At 54.3% G+C, this 19,037-nt stretch carries 22 protein-coding genes; 5 read left to right on the top strand and 17 right to left on the bottom strand.

The window, feature by feature from the left end; translation table 11 throughout:
* Positions 1 to 151: 151 nt before the first annotated feature.
* The 8 genes from ABJI30_RS08545 to tgt all read right to left on the bottom strand — a co-directional run bounded on the left by ABJI30_RS08545 (position 152) and on the right by tgt (position 8,170).
* Positions 152 to 967, bottom strand: a complete 816-nt coding sequence (locus ABJI30_RS08545) for an alpha/beta hydrolase (RefSeq protein WP_348015759.1) — start codon at positions 965 to 967, stop codon at positions 152 to 154.
* Positions 964 to 1,752 carry an exodeoxyribonuclease III gene (gene xth / locus ABJI30_RS08540; protein WP_348015758.1) on the bottom strand — a complete coding sequence of 263 codons (789 nt, stop codon included), beginning with the start codon at positions 1,750 to 1,752 and terminating at the stop codon, positions 964 to 966. Before xth ends, ABJI30_RS08545 begins: the two co-directional genes overlap by 4 nt.
* A gap of 6 nt (positions 1,753 to 1,758) precedes the next feature.
* Positions 1,759 to 2,091 (bottom strand): iron-sulfur cluster insertion protein ErpA, encoded by a 333-nt coding sequence (erpA, locus tag ABJI30_RS08535; RefSeq protein ID WP_348015908.1) that lies wholly within the window; start codon positions 2,089 to 2,091, stop codon positions 1,759 to 1,761.
* A 133-nt stretch (positions 2,092 to 2,224) separates the two neighbouring features.
* Positions 2,225 to 2,935 (bottom strand): M23 family metallopeptidase, encoded by a 711-nt coding sequence (locus tag ABJI30_RS08530; RefSeq protein WP_348015757.1) that lies wholly within the window; start codon positions 2,933 to 2,935, stop codon positions 2,225 to 2,227.
* A 99-nt stretch (positions 2,936 to 3,034) separates the two neighbouring features.
* Positions 3,035 to 3,844 (bottom strand): ferritin-like domain-containing protein, encoded by an 810-nt coding sequence (locus ABJI30_RS08525; protein ID WP_348015756.1) that lies wholly within the window; start codon positions 3,842 to 3,844, stop codon positions 3,035 to 3,037.
* A gap of 7 nt (positions 3,845 to 3,851) precedes the next feature.
* Complete coding sequence (locus tag ABJI30_RS08520; protein ID WP_348015755.1) at positions 3,852 to 4,313, bottom strand: peroxiredoxin; 462 nt, start codon at positions 4,311 to 4,313, stop codon at positions 3,852 to 3,854.
* A gap of 18 nt (positions 4,314 to 4,331) precedes the next feature.
* On the bottom strand, positions 4,332 to 7,049 hold the full coding sequence (locus ABJI30_RS08515; protein ID WP_348015754.1) for a bifunctional [glutamine synthetase] adenylyltransferase/[glutamine synthetase]-adenylyl-L-tyrosine phosphorylase: 2,718 nt from the start codon (positions 7,047 to 7,049) through the stop codon (positions 4,332 to 4,334).
* Positions 7,046 to 8,170: a tRNA guanosine(34) transglycosylase Tgt gene (tgt, locus tag ABJI30_RS08510; protein WP_348015753.1), complete on the bottom strand. Its 1,125-nt coding sequence runs from the start codon at positions 8,168 to 8,170 to the stop codon at positions 7,046 to 7,048. Before tgt ends, ABJI30_RS08515 begins: the two co-directional genes overlap by 4 nt.
* Positions 8,171 to 8,321: 151 nt before the next feature.
* Between tgt and ABJI30_RS08505 the strand changes: the two genes are divergently transcribed.
* A complete protein-coding gene (locus ABJI30_RS08505; RefSeq protein WP_348015752.1) occupies positions 8,322 to 8,669 on the top strand; it encodes a DUF2282 domain-containing protein in 348 nt (115 codons plus the stop codon).
* A gap of 69 nt (positions 8,670 to 8,738) precedes the next feature.
* Here the strand turns inward: ABJI30_RS08505 and ABJI30_RS08500 are convergent, their stop codons facing one another.
* The 7 genes from ABJI30_RS08500 to ABJI30_RS08470 all read right to left on the bottom strand — a co-directional run bounded on the left by ABJI30_RS08500 (position 8,739) and on the right by ABJI30_RS08470 (position 13,791).
* Entirely contained in the window at positions 8,739 to 9,581 is an 843-nt protein-coding gene (locus ABJI30_RS08500) for a hypothetical protein (protein WP_348015751.1), read from the bottom strand.
* Positions 9,578 to 10,237, bottom strand: coding sequence for a thioredoxin domain-containing protein (locus ABJI30_RS08495; protein ID WP_348015750.1), 660 nt, complete (start codon positions 10,235 to 10,237; stop codon positions 9,578 to 9,580). The genes ABJI30_RS08500 and ABJI30_RS08495 overlap by 4 nt, the downstream gene beginning before the upstream one ends.
* A gap of 66 nt (positions 10,238 to 10,303) precedes the next feature.
* Positions 10,304 to 11,335, bottom strand: coding sequence for a tRNA preQ1(34) S-adenosylmethionine ribosyltransferase-isomerase QueA (gene queA, locus ABJI30_RS08490; protein WP_348015749.1), 1,032 nt, complete (start codon positions 11,333 to 11,335; stop codon positions 10,304 to 10,306).
* Between the two features lie 8 nt (positions 11,336 to 11,343).
* Positions 11,344 to 11,994, bottom strand: a complete 651-nt coding sequence (locus ABJI30_RS08485; RefSeq protein ID WP_348015748.1) for a peptidylprolyl isomerase — start codon at positions 11,992 to 11,994, stop codon at positions 11,344 to 11,346.
* A gap of 96 nt (positions 11,995 to 12,090) precedes the next feature.
* On the bottom strand, positions 12,091 to 12,594 hold the full coding sequence (coaD, locus tag ABJI30_RS08480) for a pantetheine-phosphate adenylyltransferase (RefSeq protein WP_348015907.1): 504 nt from the start codon (positions 12,592 to 12,594) through the stop codon (positions 12,091 to 12,093).
* A 25-nt stretch (positions 12,595 to 12,619) separates the two neighbouring features.
* A complete protein-coding gene (locus ABJI30_RS08475; RefSeq protein ID WP_348015906.1) occupies positions 12,620 to 13,486 on the bottom strand; it encodes a farnesyl diphosphate synthase in 867 nt (288 codons plus the stop codon).
* A gap of 44 nt (positions 13,487 to 13,530) precedes the next feature.
* Positions 13,531 to 13,791, bottom strand: a complete 261-nt coding sequence (locus tag ABJI30_RS08470; RefSeq protein ID WP_348015747.1) for an exodeoxyribonuclease VII small subunit — start codon at positions 13,789 to 13,791, stop codon at positions 13,531 to 13,533.
* Here ABJI30_RS08470 and ABJI30_RS08465 point away from each other — a divergent pair.
* Genes ABJI30_RS08465 through ABJI30_RS08450 form a run of 4 tightly spaced genes read left to right on the top strand, consistent with a single transcriptional unit; the run spans position 13,790 to position 17,186 of the window.
* On the top strand, positions 13,790 to 14,590 hold the full coding sequence (locus tag ABJI30_RS08465) for a hypothetical protein (protein ID WP_348025491.1): 801 nt from the start codon (positions 13,790 to 13,792) through the stop codon (positions 14,588 to 14,590). The two genes, ABJI30_RS08470 and ABJI30_RS08465, sit on opposite strands and share 2 nt — an antisense overlap.
* Positions 14,591 to 14,608: 18 nt before the next feature.
* Positions 14,609 to 15,016 (top strand): DUF2177 family protein, encoded by a 408-nt coding sequence (locus tag ABJI30_RS08460; protein ID WP_348015745.1) that lies wholly within the window; start codon positions 14,609 to 14,611, stop codon positions 15,014 to 15,016.
* A 31-nt stretch (positions 15,017 to 15,047) separates the two neighbouring features.
* Positions 15,048 to 16,340 carry an FAD-dependent oxidoreductase gene (locus ABJI30_RS08455; protein ID WP_348015744.1) on the top strand — a complete coding sequence of 431 codons (1,293 nt, stop codon included), beginning with the start codon at positions 15,048 to 15,050 and terminating at the stop codon, positions 16,338 to 16,340.
* A 9-nt stretch (positions 16,341 to 16,349) separates the two neighbouring features.
* On the top strand, positions 16,350 to 17,186 hold the full coding sequence (locus ABJI30_RS08450) for a class I SAM-dependent methyltransferase (protein WP_348015743.1): 837 nt from the start codon (positions 16,350 to 16,352) through the stop codon (positions 17,184 to 17,186).
* Here the strand turns inward: ABJI30_RS08450 and ABJI30_RS08445 are convergent.
* Together ABJI30_RS08445 and ABJI30_RS08440 are read right to left on the bottom strand one after the other, a co-directional pair.
* A complete protein-coding gene (locus tag ABJI30_RS08445; RefSeq protein ID WP_348015742.1) occupies positions 17,183 to 17,788 on the bottom strand; it encodes a 2-hydroxychromene-2-carboxylate isomerase in 606 nt (201 codons plus the stop codon). The genes ABJI30_RS08450 and ABJI30_RS08445 overlap by 4 nt on opposite strands.
* 109 nt (positions 17,789 to 17,897) lie before the next feature.
* Positions 17,898 to 18,881, bottom strand: a complete 984-nt coding sequence (locus ABJI30_RS08440; RefSeq protein ID WP_348015741.1) for a hypothetical protein — start codon at positions 18,879 to 18,881, stop codon at positions 17,898 to 17,900.
* Positions 18,882 to 19,037: the final 156 nt, after the last annotated feature.

Raw genomic sequence — 19,037 nt, 5'->3', positions numbered from 1 at the left:
TCGACTCGGCATCTTTCTAGTTTTCTGTAATTACAGAAATAGAAGAATAACACTGTTTGTCAATTGGTATTGTCATTTTATCCCATTGGATTTCTCCACCTGGAAAAGTTGGTCTGTTGAAAATCTACTTAGAGGAGTGCCGCGACCAAGCCTATTCTCGGGAAAGCCGCGCTGCTTCATCTCTGATGATTTTACCGATCCCCCGATCCCACAGATCATTGTGACCGCCGTTTTTGATCGGAAAAGCGGTTTTTGGCTGTTCAGCGCGATCAAATAATAGCTGGCCAATCTCAAAACTGATGACTTCGTCAGCCGTGCCGTGGATCCAGACCAGTGGCATATCTATTCCCGCGATCAAATCGACGTTGCGAAAGCTGTCTTTCATCAATAGACGAACCGGGAAATAGGGGAACTGCCGGGCCGCGATATCATCAGTGCCGGTGAACGGCGCCTCCAGTATCATCCCCGCCGCATCCTTCTCCGCCGCGAGCCGCGTCGCAGAACCACTGCCGATGGACTGTCCGGCAATGATGATCCGTTTCGGTTCGATACCATGTTCAATCAACCAGTCATAATTTGCACGTGCGGTCTGATGAAAATTGCCTTCTGATATTTCTCCGCCATTGCCGCCATATCCGGGATAGCCCACTGCCAGCACGCCAGCACCGTCTGCGGCCATTTGCTGATACAAGGGAATGCGGTGAAAGACGGATCCGGCATTGCCGTGGAAGTGGAGGATTACCGGCTTTTCTGGAGCAGATGGTGGCTGCCAGAGCGAAACCAGTGGTTCGAAATCGTCGGAATCTATCGATATTCTCTCAAAACCAGCAGCAGAAAGTACGGCATCGGACGAAACTGCCTGGTCCGGAAAATACATGAGATTGCGCTGAAAACTGTAGATCAGCAGGAGAAGGACAAGATACAGCCCGCCCATACCGGCCAGCGCGATAACGGCTATCCGGATCAAAGGTCGAGTTCGATCCAGGTTGGCGCGTGGTCGCTGGCTTTTTCACGCCCGCGATGATCCTTGTCGACACCGCAGCGGGACAAGCGATCCGCCGCAAGTGGGCTGAGCAACAGGTGATCAATGCGAAATCCCTGATCCCGTTGCCAGCCGCCGCTACGATAATCCCAGTAGGTCCAGATATTACCGGCCGGATAGCTGACGCCCAGAGCGTCAGTCCAGCCGTCATTCAATATGCGCTGATAGCCCTCGCGACTTTCCGGTTGCATCAGGGCATCGCTCGCCATCGCTTTGACCGAGAACACGTCATTGTCGCGCGGTATTACATTATAATCGCCGGCAAGCACCGCAGGAATTTCTTCCTGCCAGATTTCCGCTGCACGGTCGCGTAACCGCTTCATCCAGCGCAGTTTGAAATCAAATTTGGGACCGGGCAATGGATTGCCATTGGGGAGGTAGATGCTCGCCACCCGTACGTCAGTTCCATCAGGACTTTTGACATTGGCTTCGAGATAGCGGCTATGCTCATCCTCAGGCTCGCCGTCGAGCCCGCGTTTGGTTTCTACCGGCTCCTGATCCCGCGTCAGGATCGCGACACCGTTGAAGCTTTTCTGTCCATGCCAGATCGCACCATAGCCGATTTTCTCAAATTCGGCCGCGGGGAATCCAGCGTCCTGCGTTTTGATTTCCTGCAGACAGGCGACATCAGGCTTGGTTTCTTCAAGCCATTCGAGCAGGCGCGGCAAGCGCGCCTTGATCCCGTTAATGTTGAAACTGGCTATCCGCACAATCGATTAGACGGAAAAGCTGGAACCGCAGCCGCAGCCAGAAGCGGCATTGGGATTGGTTACCTGAAATGCATTGCCACCGAGTGACTCGACAAAATCAACGGCACTGCCGCGGACAAGATCCAGGCTGATCTCGTCGACTACCAGGGTCACCCCCGCTTCTTCGACCGAGGTGTCATCGGATTCGATGCCGTCGGATAATTCAAATCGATATTGAAAGCCGGAACAGCCACCACCATCGACAGCGAGCCGCAATATCGCTGGCTTTTTCTGCTTTTCAGCGATCAATGCAACGCGCTTCGCCGCATTGGGCGTCAAGATGATGTCTTGCTGGGTCATTTCGGCTGTATCAGTCATATCCAATAGATAGGGACACTGGTCCGGATAGTCAAAAGGGGCGACACGCTTTTCAGCATTGTCGGCCCCTTTCAGCACCCTCTCCCAAAGGTGTTCGGTAATTTCGTTATATTGCTTACTCCGCAGGACCGCCCAGCGCAACACCGGGAACAGATTTCTGCGCGATCAGGAAGTCATTGGACTGCATGAATGGAACCGGATTGACTGCCTGCCCTGCAATACGCACTTCATAATGCAGATGGCTACCGGTCGAACGGCCGGTGGATCCCATGAAACCAATCAGATCGCCGCTTTTCACGCGGGCATTTGGTTTGACATTGAGGCGGGACATATGTCCGTAACGTGTCTGGATTTCATTGCCGTGGTTGATTTCGATATATTTGCCATATCCACGGACCCATTGGGCGCGACCGACAATGCCATCAGCAGTCGCATAAATGGGAGTGCCCACTGGTCCTGCCATATCAATGCCTTTGTGCCGCGCGCGGCGACCACGGAATGGGTCGGCACGGAATCCAAATGAACTGGTGAGTTTGAAATTTTCGACAGGCTTGCGGGAAGGAATGGTCAGACGGGCGGGGGCGTTTTTGCCTTCACCGGACCAACTGTTGAACAAGAGACGGAAAGCTGGATCTTCTTCACCCAGAACAGATGAACTCGGAGCGCCGACCATTTTGTCCTTGATTGCATCAAGCGGTACCGCTGAACCTGATTCGTCTTCCGCGGCCAGAGCTGCGGGAGAAAAGGAAAGCACCGAAGCGGCAAACGCCACGGCTGTGATCCTGGTCACAACTCTTTTAAACAAATCTACTACACTGTCGGTCATCAAATGATCGACTCCTGTTACTGATGAACCAAAGTTCAAATTTCTGGCAGAATTTCCGCCCCCGGTAATTGATTACACGTGTAAATTCATAATGCTTAACTATTCAATACCAAGATAATATTCCCGCGTTAAACCGGCTGCATGGCGCGCTGAGTCGTTAAATGGCGGCTTTAACCCGCCTTTGAAGTGGGTTTTTACAAGATTTTTCCAATGGCTGTGCGGATCGGATTTTCGATTCTTGCACACCCATTCGAACCATTTCGTTCCATAGGACACATGGACGATTTCATCATGGTAAATCCGGTTCAGCACCTTTGCCGTTTGTGGATCTCCCTGTTCCCTGAAGCGATCTACGGTGGCCAATGTTATGTCCAGTCCGCGCGCCTCCAACACCATCGGAACAATCGCCAACCGCGCCGAGCTGTCATGCGCCGTGTCTCTTGCCGCATCCCATAGCCCGTCATGTGCCGGCAATTGCCCGTAGAAACTGCCCATTTCGCGCAATCGGCGGTCAAGAAGCACAAAATGCATTGCCTCTTCGGCTCCAACCCGGAACCAGTCATCACAAAATTCGGCCGGAAACTGCGATCCGAACCGCGCAATCATGTCAAACGCCAGATCAATAGCCACAAATTCTATATGCGCCAAAGCGTGAATCAGCGCGATCCGCTTTGTTACAGACGTCCCTTTGCCCCGCCGCGGCATTTTCCCCGGACGCAGCAATTCCGGCCGGTTCGGCCTCGCCGGAACATCTGGAATATCGTCAACAAACTCGTGCGTTAACTGTCCCTTGCGCCAGGCTCTTGTCGCTTCACGTGCCGCCATGACCTTGCGCGCCGGCACCGGCGAGCGCACCACATGGCGTGCAGCCAGCCCCACGGACACAGCATTTTCCGGCAATTCTGTCATTATACTCTCAGGCAGTTTGCGCGGCGGCCAGAACCTCGTCTGCATGGTCTTTGACTTTTACTTTGGGCCAGGCTTGTAAAACCACACCATCCGGACCGATCAGGAAGGTGGAACGGATGATTCCCATGAAGGTTTTACCGTACATTTTCTTTTCAGCCCAAACGCCAATTTTCTCAAGAAACTCAGTGCTTTCATCCGATGCGATATCGACTGTCAGTTCTTGTTTGGTGATAAAATTCTGTTGCCGCTTTGGGCTGTCAGCAGACATTCCAAGAACGGCAGTATCTGCCTGTGCGAATTGTGGCAACAAAGCCGAGAAATCTCTGGATTCAGTGGTACAACCGGGCGTACTGGCCTTGGGATAAAAAAACAGCACCAGTTTCTTGCCGCGATAGTCCGACAATTTGACCGTAGAGCCATCTGGTGCAGTCAGGTCCATATCCGGCAATGTATCGCCAACTTCAATCATTTCATATCTCCTAGAATTTCATCCCAAACGTTCGTGGGGATCCGGCCGCAAGTGCCGATTCCATTCCTCAATAACGCATTGTCTCGCCCCATCATACCCGTTCAAAAGGGCATTCCAGTCACTTTGTCCAGCCGACTTGGCAATCAGTTCCCGGCTTGCTTCCGGGGGATAATTGCAATCTGGAGACATAAGACGGAGCGCAACCAGCAAACGTGTCATCAATTCGTGCGCTGCAACCAGTTCTTGATCGAGATGTTCTGCTGCGGCCAATTTGCGTGCTGCCTTGCCGAGTTGCGGGTAGAGTGCTTCTCCGGTTTTCAATTGCAGAAAGTGGACAATAAACTCCCAATCCACCAGTCCACCTTCCATCAACTTGGTATCCAGTGGCCCCTGTGGCGGCTTGTGCTTGACAATATCCAGGCGCATCTTGCGCACTTCCTTGCGGAGCGTCTCTGGCTCGCGCACTTTGCGGAGCACATCTCGAATGTCTTTTTGCAGAACATCCCGTGCCTTCTCGCTGCCGTAAACCGGTCTTGCGCGGGTCAGAGCCATATGTTCCCAGGTCCAGGCACTGTCATTCTGATATTTGCGGAAGCTTTCAAAGCTGACCGCCATCGGGCCCTGTGCGCCCGACGGTCGCAGTCGGGTATCGACTTCATATAACGGTCCCGCTGCCGTCGGAACGGACAATGCCGTCACGATACGCGTTGTCAGCCGATTGAAATATTGAGTCCCGCCCAGTGGCCGATCGCCGTCCGATTCCATACTATGGTCGCCGGTAAACAAGAAAATCAGGTCGAGATCTGAAGCATGGGTCAAAGCTTCCCCGCCGAGACGGCCCAAAGCGAGGATCACAAGTTCGCTATCCGGAACCTTGCCATGTACGGCTTCAAACTCGGCGATCGTCGCATCCGTCAGAACCTGTATCGCCGCCTCTGCTACCCGCGCATAGCCGGCCGCGACATCGAGCGGATCATGATGTCCTTCAATCAATTGTGTGCCCAGAGCAAAGCGCTTCTCGCCCACCCGCGCTCTCACCCGATCCAGAAGCATCTGATAGTCATCACCCGCTTCGGTTCGGGCAAATTCTGTCGACAAGGCTCCAACATCGGGCGGGAGATCCAGCGCCGTTGCGTCGATCAATCCTTCAAAATATTCGGTCCGGCGAGACAAGGCGTCCGCCAGCGTTGGCGCATGGCTCAATATCCGTCCCAGCATGTCCCGCAGCCCCGGACGGGCTTCCAGCATGCGAAAGAAATTTATCGCAGTCGGAAGTTTGTCAATGAGGCTATCCAGCCGGACAAGCGCCTTTTCAGGATTGGGCGATCCGGCAATTGTCTGGATCAGTTCCGGGAGTACGGCCTCAAAAGATTCCAGCGCTGCAGCAGAGCGCAACGCAACCACCTTGCCACTTCGCCAGCGCTGAATTGTACGCGCAAACTGAGCGGGATCAGGCACATCAAGACCCGCGCATACCGCCTCCAGCTTTTGCGCATCCACGGGCATTTTCTGGCTTTCGTCCGCATCAATGAGATCATCATAAATCGTGCCCACCACTTCGACATGTGGTTGCAACAGCGCCAGCAGCGCCGCGCCATCATTCAATCCGTGCAACCGAGCTACCCGATCGAGACTGGATATATCTTCGGGCAAACTGTGCGTCTGTTGATCATTGACCATCTGCAGGCGATGTTCGATGACCCGGTACAACTCATAAGCCTTGCCGAGCTGATCCGCCTTTTGCGCGTCGATATGTCCCGCTTGCGCCAGTACAGCCAGCGCATCCCGCGTTGCTGGTGTACGAAGCTCCGGCTCACGCCCCCCAAAAATCAACTGGTGCATCTGGGCGTAAAATTCCGCCTCCCGGATTCCGCCGCGCCCTTTCTTCAGATCAAATCCCGGTCCAAATTCCTGGCCTGCCCTGAAATGATCACGAATCTGTTCGGATACCGCGCCAATGTTTCGGATGGCACCATAATCCAGAGAACGCCGCCAGATGAAAGGATGAATGGTCTCGAGAAATTCGCGGCCCAGTTCGCAATCGCCCGCTGCAGCGCGGGACCGGATAAACGCAGCTTGCTCCCAGGCCAGCGCGCTGGATTCATAATAGCTGATCGCTGCTTCGACCGGCAGCGCGACAGGGCTGACTTCAGGTGATGGACGCAACCGCATGTCGACGCGAAAGACATAACCGTCGGCATCTCGGGCATTGAGAGCATCGACCAGCCCTTGTCCGATTCTGCGCGCGGCATCGCTGGGCTCTTCTCGGCCCCGGATCGGAATTTTGTCGGGATTGTAGATAAATATCGGATCGATATCGGAGGAATAGTTTAGCTCGCGGCTCCCATGTTTGCCCAGTCCGATAATCGAAAAGCCTTCAAGCGCCGCATCGGGATAGCGTTCCGCATAAATGTCCGCGAGCGCTTCATCCAATGCGCGATCCGCAAAATCGGACAATCTTGTGATCACTTCAGTCAAGCTCAACTGGCCAGCCAGATCACCAATCCCCAGCACCAAAGCAAGTGCGCGTTTTTCGCGGCGCAGCTTCTGGCGGACATTTGCGGCCCCGGCTCCGCATTCATCGGCAAATGCAAATGCGGCTGCGAGATTTTCTTCTGCGAGCAAAGCGCGAAGCTCGGGCTGAACCTCCATTGCCATAGCCAGATAAGGCGCATGCGCCGTGGCTCTTTCCAGAGCATCTCCAAGACTGGTCAAAGGTGTCAAGCTATCGGTCACCCCAGATATTTACCCCGGAAACCAGCTGCATACTCTGCAAAATTCCCTTTTGAAATCGCATCCCGCATGCCCGCCATCAACGACTGATAATAGGCAATATTATGTTCTGTCATCAACATCGCGCCGAGAATTTCCTTGGCCCGGATCAGGTGGTGAAGATACGCGCGGCTGTAAGTCTGGCAGACCGCACAAGCGCAGCTATTGTCCAGAGGTTCCAGATCTTCCGCAAATTTTGCATTGCGGATATTGATCGGCCCAAAAGCGGTAAAGGCCTGACCATTACGGCCTGATCTGCTGGGCAAAACACAATCAAACATATCTACGCCGCGTTCGACCGCACCCACCAGGTCGTCCGGCTTGCCCACACCCATCAGGTAGCGCGGTTTGTCCGAAGGTAGCTGGTCCGGGGCATAATCGAGCACGCCAAACATGGCTTCCTGACCTTCCCCAACAGCCAGTCCCCCGATCGCATAACCATCAAAACCAATATCGATCAGGGCCTCTGCTGAAGCCTGTCTGATATTCTGATTCAGCGAACCCTGCTGTATTCCGAACAGGGCTGCACGAGACGCATGTTCCTCACCACTGTCAAATCCATCGCGAGATCTTTTCGCCCAGCGCATCGATCTTTCCATCGAAGCGACGGCCTCCTCGCGGGTTGCTCCGTTCTTGGTACATTCGTCGAATGCCATGACGATATCGCTGCCGAGAAGACGCTGAATTTCCATTGAACGTTCCGGGGTCAACATGTGGCGGGATCCGTCGAGATGACTCTGGAATTCGACGCCGTCTTCGCTCATTTTTGTGAGTTCAGACAAACTCATCACCTGATAGCCGCCGCTGTCGGTGAGGATCGGTCGGTCCCAGTTCATGAATTTGTGCAGGCCGCCGAGCCGCGCCATCCGTTCAGCACCCGGCCGCAGCATGAGATGATAAGTATTGCCAAGGATGATATCGGCGCCGGTATTGCGCACCGCTTCCGGTTTCATCGCCTTCACCGTTGCGGCAGTTCCCACTGGCATGAAAGCGGGTGTCCGGATCTCGCCGCGCTGCATGGCGATCTTTCCGGTACGCGCTTTCCCATCAACGGCGGCTATGGAAAAACTGAAACGGTCGGTCATATTTTTGATCCCGGAAACAATATTATGATGGAATTACAGCGAATTTTGCGTTTTGTGCCTGATAGTGTAGTTAACGTCGCGCCCTGTCCGAATCCCTCTTTATCTGTGCAGGATATAGGCAATTTTTCAAAGACCAAATCTGGAGCATATTATGACCAAGACAAGTAAACTCGGATCAGCAGCAACCGCATTGATCGCGGCAGCCGCACTTTCTGCCTGTTCAGGCGGAGCCGGTGAAGCCACAGAAGGCGCTGAAGCCACAGAAGCAGAAACAACAGAAGTTGCCGCTGCTGAAAAAGAAAAATGTTTCGGAATCGCCAAAGCCGGCGCAAATGACTGTGCTGCCGGAGAAGGCACCAGCTGTGCGGGAACGTCGGTTGTCGACTATCAGGGTAATGCCTGGAAATATACTGACGCCGGTGAGTGTGAGCCCCAAGGTGGTTCGCTGACCGAAGTGGCTGACAATGATCCGCCAGTTCCGGTTGCTGCAGAAGGCTAAGCCGAACCAACAACAATTATCAAAGGGCGGTTCTTCGGGGCCGCCCTTTTTTTTGTCCGGCAATGACAGTCAGGCGGGATGATCCGGATGACGATAGACAAAACGAAACGGCCTCAGATTCTGGACCGCCACAGGCTGAAAATCGATCTGCGCGAGGCCGGGCTCACCAATGTCAAGCCGATCAACCTCCTTTTCCCAGTTTCGCAAGACATTGTGATCCGACGATGTAAAAATTTGCGCTTTGCGGTTTTCGGTCAGCACAGAGCTGACCCGGTTGATGACATGCCCCGGCGCGAAAGGCATACGCCCCAGATTGATCAATTGCCGCAGACCGGCGTAGCGAAGCATTTTCCAGAAAACTGACAATGGAGTTGCATTTGCTTCCCTGGCCCTTCCATGGATGATCGATTGCCCGTCTTTCAGCGACACATGGAACCCGATCGCATTGTCCCTTCGCGCGAACAGGTCAAAGTCGGCCAATTCGGCATTCAACCCGAGATATTCGTTGTTATACGCCACGACCGTACTGGTGTCATTCCACAGTCTGACACAAAGCGTGCCCCATTCCGGACGCAAGGCCATGGCCAATGGCAGGGCAACCGCCGCATCACTTATCGTTTCCCCCGGCTTCTGACTGGCGAGTATGAAAAACTGCAACTCATGATGCGGCCCCATGCTGGCTTCACGGAAATCTGCGATAATAAATCCAGCAGCCACTCGTCCCGAAACGTGGAGCACAGGATAGAGATCCTCGCCTGTCAGAAACTCATCCACACAAGCGGGATCAGCGTGCCCAAAGATCAACAGGCCTTCCCCGTCATACACGTGATAAGGTCTGGGCGCCGGGCCAGTCGACAGAGAAACCTCACCGTCAATGGGATTATCGGCAAAAACAGGATGGTCATGTGTCATAGAGAATTCGCATCTCTTGCAACGGAAATTACCTTGGCAAAATCCCGACTCGATACCGCACCGCGAACCAGTATCGGGCCAATCAGGAAGGCAGGCGTTCCCTTCAGGTTGAGCGCAAATGCCTGCAGACTGTTGGTGTCTAGTTGACTCTCGATGTCCTTGTGATGGGTTTTCAGATCCCGGAGCAAACGGTCCCAGGTTCCCCCGGATTGCTCTACCGCCATGCGCAGCTGCCGGTCAGACAAGCCGGCCCGTCGCATCAATATGTCATATACTGCCGGATAGATCCCCTGATAGTCCGATGCGAGTGCTATTCGTCCAGCGCGCTCCGAAGCCGGACCGAAAATGGGCCAGTCCCGATAAACCATATTGCAGCGGCCGTCTTCCTCGACTGCCTGTTGTAGCGCAGGATGTGCTTTTCGGCACGCGGTGCAATTAAAATCATTGAACGAAACAATGGTTACATCGGCACCGGCCACAAGCTTGCGCGGAGACTGGTTATCCGCGCGTATCTCCCTGACCGTCGCATTGTCCCCGACATTCTCTCCCACGGAGCGAGAATTTCTCAATATGGTCGCAGCTGCCAAACCGACAACGGACACACCGGCAAGCTGGATGAGTGATCTGCGATCGAGTTTCTTTGCGGGCTTGGCCATGGTTGTGACGTCAATGGATAAGGGTTGAAAGATCAGGAAACAAGTCTTGAGAGAAAATCATCGGCCTCAGCGCGGTGGCAGCAAAAGGCTTGAATCACCGTAACTGTAGAATCGATAGTCACTGGCAATGGCATGCGCATAGACCTGCTGCATCCTCTCCAACCCCATCAATGCGCTGACCAGCATGAAGAGAGTTGATTTGGGCAAGTGAAAGTTCGTCATCAGGCCGTCTATCGCCTTGAACCGGTAGCCAGGTGTAATGAAGATGTCTGTGTCACCTTCAAATGGTTGAATGATGCCATCGTCACCTGTGGCGCTTTCCAGCAGCCGCAAACTGGTTGTGCCCACGGAAATGACACGACCACCCTTCTCTCTTGCCCGATTTAACCGATCCGCCATGGCGGGCTCGATTCGACCCCATTCGCTGTGCATCTGGTGATCCGCGGTTTCATCGACTTTGACCGGAAGAAATGTTCCGGCCCCAACATGCAGTGTCAGCGTCTCGGTCGCAATTTCTGCGTTTGCCAATCCCGCCATCAGACGGTCCGTGAAATGCAGAGCCGCAGTTGGAGCGGCCACCGCTCCGTCTTCGCGGGCAAACATGGTCTGATAATCTTCCGCATCGCGCTCATCAATATCCCGCTTGCGCGCAATATAAGGAGGCAAAGGCATCGTCCCTGCCCGTTCCAGCAACAGCTCGACAGGTTCGTCACCCAGAAAATTCAACAGAAAACTGCCATCTTCATATTGCTGTTCGGCCACCGCACATACATCGGCACCAAAATCGATCTGGTCACCGATTTTCAACCGTTTTGCATTTCGCACAAAAGCCTGCCAGCGCCGCAGATCCTGCCGCTTGTGCAGCGTCGCACCGATGGTCGCATCACCGCGCTTGCCAGTCAGCTGGGCGGGAATGACCCGTGTGTCGTTGAACACCAAAACATCTCCTGGAGACAGGAGCGTGGGCAAATCGCTGACGACATGATCAGCAAGTAGATCGCCTCCCGCGAGCAGCAATTTTGCGCTGTCCCTGGGAACTGCGGGGCGGAGCGCGATATTTTCCTGCGGGAGCGCAAAATCGAACAGATCAACGCGCATGGATCAGGTCACGGATTGATCGGGGCGTTCAGATCGTCAATGGTAATTTCTTGTTCCGCCGTACCCGATTGCGACGATGGAGCCGGCGGTCCCTTGCCATCTATCGCGACGGATGCTTGCAGGATACGACTGGGATTCTGTGGCGGCTCACCGCGCTGAATTGAATCAACATATTGCATGCCGGCGGTAACCCGTCCGAACGCCGTATAGTTGTTGTCGAGCGAAAACCGTGGATAGAAAACTATGAAAAACTGGCTATTTGCGCTGTCCTCACTTTGAGCGCGCGCCATCGATACTACGCCGCGCAGATGCGGAAACTTGTTAAATTCAGCCTTCAAGTCGGGCAGCTCCGAGCCGCCGGCTCCTGTTCCCAATGGATCGCCTGTCTGTGCCATAAAACCGTCGATAACCCGGTGAAAAATTATTCCGTCATAAAAACCCTGTCGGGCCAGCGTTTTGACACGCTCGACATGATTGGGTGCAATCGCCGGAAATAACTGTATCGTTACCCGCCCGCCAGTCGACAGATCCAGATGCAGGATATTTTCTTCAGCCGGGACAGAAACCGGTGCTTCGGCCGGTTCTGCAGTATCCTGAGCAATGGCCGGGCCAGCTACAAAAAGGGCTGCGGCCATTGTGGACAAAAGTTTACGCAACATGGTCATATTCGCTCGATTCTGATCTTGTATAACAATCTTCGCTCACGCCTTTGAAGCAAAGCGCCTTTCGCTGCAATGAATTGCTTGCAACAATGGCTATTGCTCTCCCTTGAGTCCGATCTTTTCGACACGGGCTACAATTTCGTCGCGGACAAGCGGCGTCACGAACTTGTGAATCTCGCCGCCAAACATAGCGATTTCTTTTACCAGACGCGAGGCAATGGGCTGGAGCGAGACGTCGGCCATCAGAAACACGGTCTCGATCTGATCGTTCAGCTGCTGGTTCATACCGGCCATCTGATATTCATATTCAAAGTCGGCAACCGCCCTGAGCCCGCGCACAATTACGTTTGCACCCTGCTTTTCCGCAAATTTCATCAAAAGCGCATCAAATGCGACGACCTCGACCGCATCACCCAGTTCAGCCGTTTCACGGCGCACCATGTCCAGACGCTCTTCCAGCGTGAACATCGGTGACTTGGATGGATTGGTGGTCACACCAATTACCAGTTTATCGACCAGCCGCGTTCCGCGCTGGATAATATCCATATGGCCCAACGTGATGGGATCAAATGTTCCCGGATAGACACCAACTCTCATGTTCATCACCCCTTGGTTGCGGTCATTATCGATCCCGCTCCACTGTATATTCGGCAATGGCACGGAGCAGATTTGCTTCTTCCCCGTAACCATTAAGATGCGACTTGGCCTGGTCAACCAGCATATTCGCCTGTTCTTTGGCCCGGCCCAGTCCCATCAAGGTCAGAAAGGTCTGCTTTCCAGCCTTTTCATCTTTGTGCAAAGCCTTGCCGGCCAGTTCTGCATCACCCTCCACATCCAGAATATCATCGGCAATCTGAAACGCCAAACCCAGATCATGCGCATAGCCACGTAATCCCGTACGCCCCTCGATTGGGACGCGTCCCAATATCGCGCCAACTTCCACGCAAGCAGCGATAAGTGCACCGGTTTTCAGCTGCTGCAGCCGGGTTACGGTCGACAAATCGAACGTGCTTGTTTCTGCCGCCAGATCCATCATCTGACCGCCAGCCATTCCCGATGGCCCCGCTGCCTTGGCAAGACAGGAAACCATTTCAGCCCGGACAAACGGATCCGGGTGCGTATGCTCGTCAGCGAGCAAGTCAAAAGCCAGGGCATGCAACGCATCGCCAGCCAGTACGGCTTCGGCTTCTCCAAACGCGACATGGGTTGTCGGTTTGCCGCGCCGCAAGTCATCATCGTCCATGCAAGGCAAATCATCATGCACAAGGGAATAGACATGCAGGGCTTCCAGCGCAGTGGCTGCCTTCAAGGCGCTGTTTTCTTCTACGTTGAACAATTTTGAGGTCGCGGTGACCAGCAGCGGTCGCAGACGTTTTCCTCCACCAATTGCGGCATGGCGCATGGCGTTGAACAACGCCGCACGCGGATCATCCGGGACAGCCAGCAACAAATCGAATTGCGCGTCGACGGCATCGGCGACCCGCCTCATTTCCTGCTGAAGATCGAGATTGTTATTGGCCGCCACGGACGCCGTCAGTCCGCATCAAGGGCGGTAACGCCTTTGGGATTACCATCACGATCGAGCGTGATTTTCTCAATCTTCGCTTGTGCTGCCTCCAGCCGCTGCTGGCAAAGACCGCGCAACTTTTCGCCCTGACTGTATAGCTCTATCGACTTGTCCAGCGGAACGTCGCCGCTTTCCAGTTTTCGGACAATCTGCTCCAGTTGCCGAAGGGCATCTTCAAAATTCAGGTCGCTGCTTTCGGTGGCGCTGTCATCTGTGGTTTCACTCATGGTCAATCCAATGACGGTGGTTTCAGTTCCGGTCAAGAGCCGGATCGTGCAAACTTGTGCGGTCGGCAGGAAAATCGGGGCTGGCTGGCCATTTATGACGATCACGACTAAGCAGGGGGAAAGTCGGGGAGAGAAACGCATGTTCATCGGTCATTTCGCGCCTGCAATTGTCGCTGCCACACATCCAAAAGCGCCCGGACTTGGCACTCTGTTTGTCGCCGGGCAGCTCGTCGACTTTGCATTTTTTGGTCTGGCGCTGGCCGGTATCGAGAAATTTCGCATCACGCCGGGGATGACGGCAATGAACCCGCTTGACCTCTATCACATGCCCTACACGCACAGTCTTTTGGGGAGCGGGGTCTGGGCACTGGCATTTGGATTGCTGATCTGGCTGGTAACCCGCAATCGTACGGGCGCTATCATCGCAGGCGCGGTTGTTTTGTCTCACTGGCTACTCGATTTACTGGTTCACGCACCGGATCTGACGCTGACCGGATCACCGCCAAAACTGGGTCTGGGCTTATGGAATTACCCGGCCATCGAAATGCCGCTGGAGATACTCATTACATTCGGCGCCCTTGCCTTTTTTGTCGCCCGGACGCGTTCGACTTCTCCGCGATCCCGGCTGGCCCTCGTCCTTCTGACCGTATTGCTGATCGCTTTTCAGCTGTTTAACTGGTTCGCACCCGAGCCCGAAGCGGCGGACGCAACCATGATGATCTCCGCGCTCGTCGCTTTCGCACTGGCCGCGGTAGCGGCTGGATCTGTAGGCCGCACGCGGACATTGAAAACAGCCTGAACAGGCAGAAGGACCAGAATGACTCAATTTGTAATTGCCTATATTGCCGCTGCGATCATCTTCGGTATCCTCGACTTTCTGTGGCTCAGCAATATGTCGACCAATCTCTATCGGCCGGTAATCGGCGAAATCATGGCAGATCAGTTCAACAAGGGGCCGGCCATGGCTTTCTATGCCATCTACCTGTTTGGTGTCGTCTGGTTCGGCGTACGCCCGGCGCTCGCCAGTGGAGCCTGGACATCGGCCCTGCTCAATGGTGCTCTTTTCGGTTTTATTGCTTACGCCACATTTGATCTGACCAGCCAGGCCATTCTCAAAGTGTGGTCGACCAGGATTACCTTGATTGATATGGCCTGGGGTGCTTTCGCAACCGGTACCACCGCGGCGCTGACGGCATATTTGATCCTGCGGTTTGTGAAAGCATAATCAGAACACGACCGGGAGAGATCGTACCATAATGCAAACCAACAAGCCGACAGTAGCGGTTATCGGAACCGGAATTGCCGGGCTGTCCGCGGCATGGCTGCTCAAGGACAAATATCGGGTAACGGTGTTCGAGAGTCAGTCCCGGGCCGGCATGGGTGTTCATACGATCGACTGGACAAACCGCGGTATGGAAAGCAGGATTGACGTCCCTCTGCGCATTTTCACCCGCGGCTATTACCAGCATTTGCTCGCCCTTTATGAACATGTCGGAGTTGAAGTTCTGGCTACCGACCATGCGGGCGCCTTTGCCGACGGGAATGGCGATATGCTGTTTCACTACGGCAATATCCGGATTGCCGGGATAAACATCTCATATCCCAAGGGACGCCACGCATTCAGTCCCAACGCCTGGAAAATCGGCCTGCAAAGCAAGCGTTTCTTCGCCAGAGCCCGGCAGGATATGGCCAGTTCTGATCAATTATCCGATTTGACCTTTGGCGAATATCTGAAACAATCCGGTGCGGGACAGGAGTTCACCGATAGTGTGCTGCTGCCGATGATGTCGGTTACTTGTACCTGTGACTACCAGGCGGTGCGGGATTATCCTGCGGATATCATGCTCGGCTATCTCACCAGCGGGGTACAGGAAATGGGCATAATGAGCGCGGCAAATGGTGTCGATGATATTGTCCCGCGCCTGCTCAACGGGGTTCAACTGCTCACCAACAGTCCCGTCGCCGAAATCAAGGCAGAAGCAGATAAACTCAAGGTGACGGTGTCGGGCGGAGACAGCCAGAATTTTGACCATGTCGTGATCGCCGCTCAGGCCCAGCAAGCCGCAAAAATGCTGTCGGGTTTTGATGCGCAAAGGAAATTGCTGGAAACCGTGCCGTTTGAATCATCGCAAATGAGCGTGCACACTGACCAGGCGTTGCTGCCTGCACCCGCTGAAACCCTGTCTCCGGTCAGCTACCATATTCCTGATGATCAAGACCGGGCCGAAGTGACCGTCAACCTGACCCGGACCATTGCTCGCCTTGGACGGCAAGACACGGTTTTTCAGACCTGGAACCCGATCCGTGAACCAGACCCGGCAAAGGAACTGGCCCGCGTCAGTTTCACGCGGCCAACCGTCAATTTTTCCAGCAGACAGGCGATGGCCGGGTTGCGCGATTTTCATCATCAACAGGGGAATCGTCTTTGGTTCTGCGGATCTTATGTAGCGGACAAAATCCCGTTGCTCGATGCAGCCGTGGATTCTTCAGTCGCTGTGGCAAGGCAACTTGGGGTCGAGGCCCCATGGAAATCCGGCACGGCGGCTTAAGCCCAGCTCGTGTCCGAATTTCATGACCTCGGCGAAATATCCCTCAATCAGGACGATCAGGCCTGGGGGAATTTGGGATATTGGAGAGACGAAACCGAATATTCCGCTGCCTGTCGTGCGCTGGCACTCTTGCTCGGCGATGCTGCCGAGCTGGACGCAAACTCCATCGTAATGGATGCTGGATTTGGTTGTGGTGACCAGTTGCTGTTATGGCGCGATCACTACAAGGTCGCACAGATTTTCGGGATAAACTTTTCTAAAAGTCAGACCGAATTTGCGAAAGCGCGTTTGCAAAAATCCGACCCGGGTCCTGGGCAGAATCCTGCTCCATCGGCACTGCAATATGGTGACGCTACCGACCCGCGTGCCTGGGCGTTCGAATATCCCGGCGGCAAACCCGATCGGGTAGTTGCGCTCGACTGCGCCTATCATTTTCCCGGCAGGACCGACTTCTGGAAATTGTCTGCGAGATACCTGCAGTCCGAGGGCAAGGTGACGGTTACCGACTTCATGCTCGCCAAAGACCATCAACCCTCGTCCCTCAACCACCGCTTGTTGTTGTGGATGCTGACCAGGTCACAAATCCCTGCTGGCAATATGGTCACCGAAGAAAAATATATCGTTCAGATGCAGCAGGCCGGATTTGAACATATCAACATATTGGACATCAGCGAACGGGTCATGCCGGGCTTTGGCAAATGGTGGCGCGGATATCGCGATGGACCCGGCGGTCAGCAAATGCGTTGGCGCAGCCGCCTGAAATACGGAGTCACTGCGCGGTTCCTGGACTGGGCCTGGCGAAAGAATGTCTTGCGCTATTGCCTGATCAGCGGAACGAAGCCCTAGCCCGCCGCTGCCAGCTGTTCCGCAATCTGTCCGAGACGCTCCTTGCCGAAATACATTTCGCCATCAACGTACATCGTCGGTATTCCGAAGGCGCCGCGCTCAACCGCTTTCTCGGTATTGTCCATCAGTTGTTGTTTGATGGCCGGGTCTTGTGTTTTCTCCAGCAACGCTTTGGCATCATAGCCTGCATCGTTCAGGATGTTACCGAGCACTTCTATGTCGGTCATGTCGAGGCCCTGCTCCCAGACTCCGGGTTGAAGTGCTTCCACCAACCCGGCTCGTTCACCCGGATCCACAGCCAGCAGCAGCCGCTGCAGGGTCACGGTGTTGAATGGGAATTTGGGGTTCATCTTGAATTTGGTCAGGCCGTGACGGGCAATGAACCGGTTCATCTCGAGCATGGCATATTCGTTTTTGCCTTTGACCTGCGCATCCCGGACAAAGGGAGGTGCATTGCCGCTCAGCTTGTGCATGCCGCCAAGAAAGACCGGCGTGATCGCAATATCAGCTCCGTGTTTTTCAGCCACAGCCTTGAGTGGCTGCCAAATCAAATAGGCATTCGGACTTACGAAATCGAAAATCAGTTCAATGGTCTTGCTCATCGGCGTCTTGCTCCCGGTGCTGCTCATGCATGTTCTGTTTGTTCAGATCATGAAACCATTATTTGCGGCGAGGGGCAAAGCAATTCGTCAACCCGGCGGACGAACCAGTCTATTTCACATATTTGGCGGCCGCTTTGGCGATACCGCCGTTGGAATGGGCGACATCCTTTACCACCGCTCCGCGCCAGCCAAATTTCACGCCAAGCTTTTGGGCCTGCAATCGGCCCGCTTCGAGGAACGACGCGCCGCGATTGAAACGATGTTCGCCCTGCAACATGGCTTCGGGCGTACGCCGCAAGCTGCTGTGGCTCATATCGATATCCTTGTCACCGAGCAAAATGATCATGTCTTTTTGAACCGCCATCTTGATCCGGTCGCTGTCGAGCGCAGCGTCTTTCAGACCATAGGGATCCTTGAAGCCATAAGGATAGAGCTGCTCCGCATCGGGCATTGTGTACCACCCGGCATTGGCAGCGAGATAGCGTTTCACCCGCGCGTCCGGCTTGTAGTACAGAAAGCGATGAACAAATTGTGATCCGGCTGAATGGCCAAATAATGTATATTGCGTCTGCTCGCTGCCCAACGCCTTTACCGCATGATCGAACAGGGGTTCAATTGCCGAAAATGTCCATTTTTCTTCTTCGCGCAGATAATAGTCATCTCCTTTTTTTCCAAACACATAACCCAGATTATATCGCCGTGATCCGGAAAAATCCCTTTTGGCAAATTCCGGGCCGATCACGACAAATCCATATTGCTGGGCATAAGGCACCCACTCCAGCAGATAGCGCGCAGAGTTGCGCTGCGCTCCGTGCATCATGAACATGATCGGTGCCTTTTTTACATCCACACCCTTGGGGACATAGGCCCAGACTGGAATCGGTTTTCCGGCCCAGCCATCAAACATGAAACGCGAAACTTCCCCCGCTGTGTAGGGCGCAGCCTTGAACTGGCGGTGCGAAACAAATTTCCTGTCACCGGCATTTTTGGGTACGCGATATTCAGGAATATCGCCTCCCGATTCTGCTGCCACTGCCGACGGTTGAACCAGCATCATCGCAGTCACGATCAGGCTCATAAAAATCCGGAACATATTTCTCTCCCTGTTGACCCGAACGTCCTAACAAAGCGCCTGACCAGCCGCCAATGCGAAATTCGCGGCGCGTGTTGAATATTTGGAATGATGACACTCCTGCAAAAGACCTATATTCGGACTAGGCGAATTTGACGCTGGTCGCTAAAGGACTGC

It is taken from the genome of Parasphingorhabdus sp. (assembly GCF_039968395.1).
Taxonomy (GTDB): domain Bacteria; phylum Pseudomonadota; class Alphaproteobacteria; order Sphingomonadales; family Sphingomonadaceae; genus Parasphingorhabdus.
Note: the sequence above shows the minus strand (reverse complement) of the source record. Positions and strands in the feature narration are given on the sequence as shown.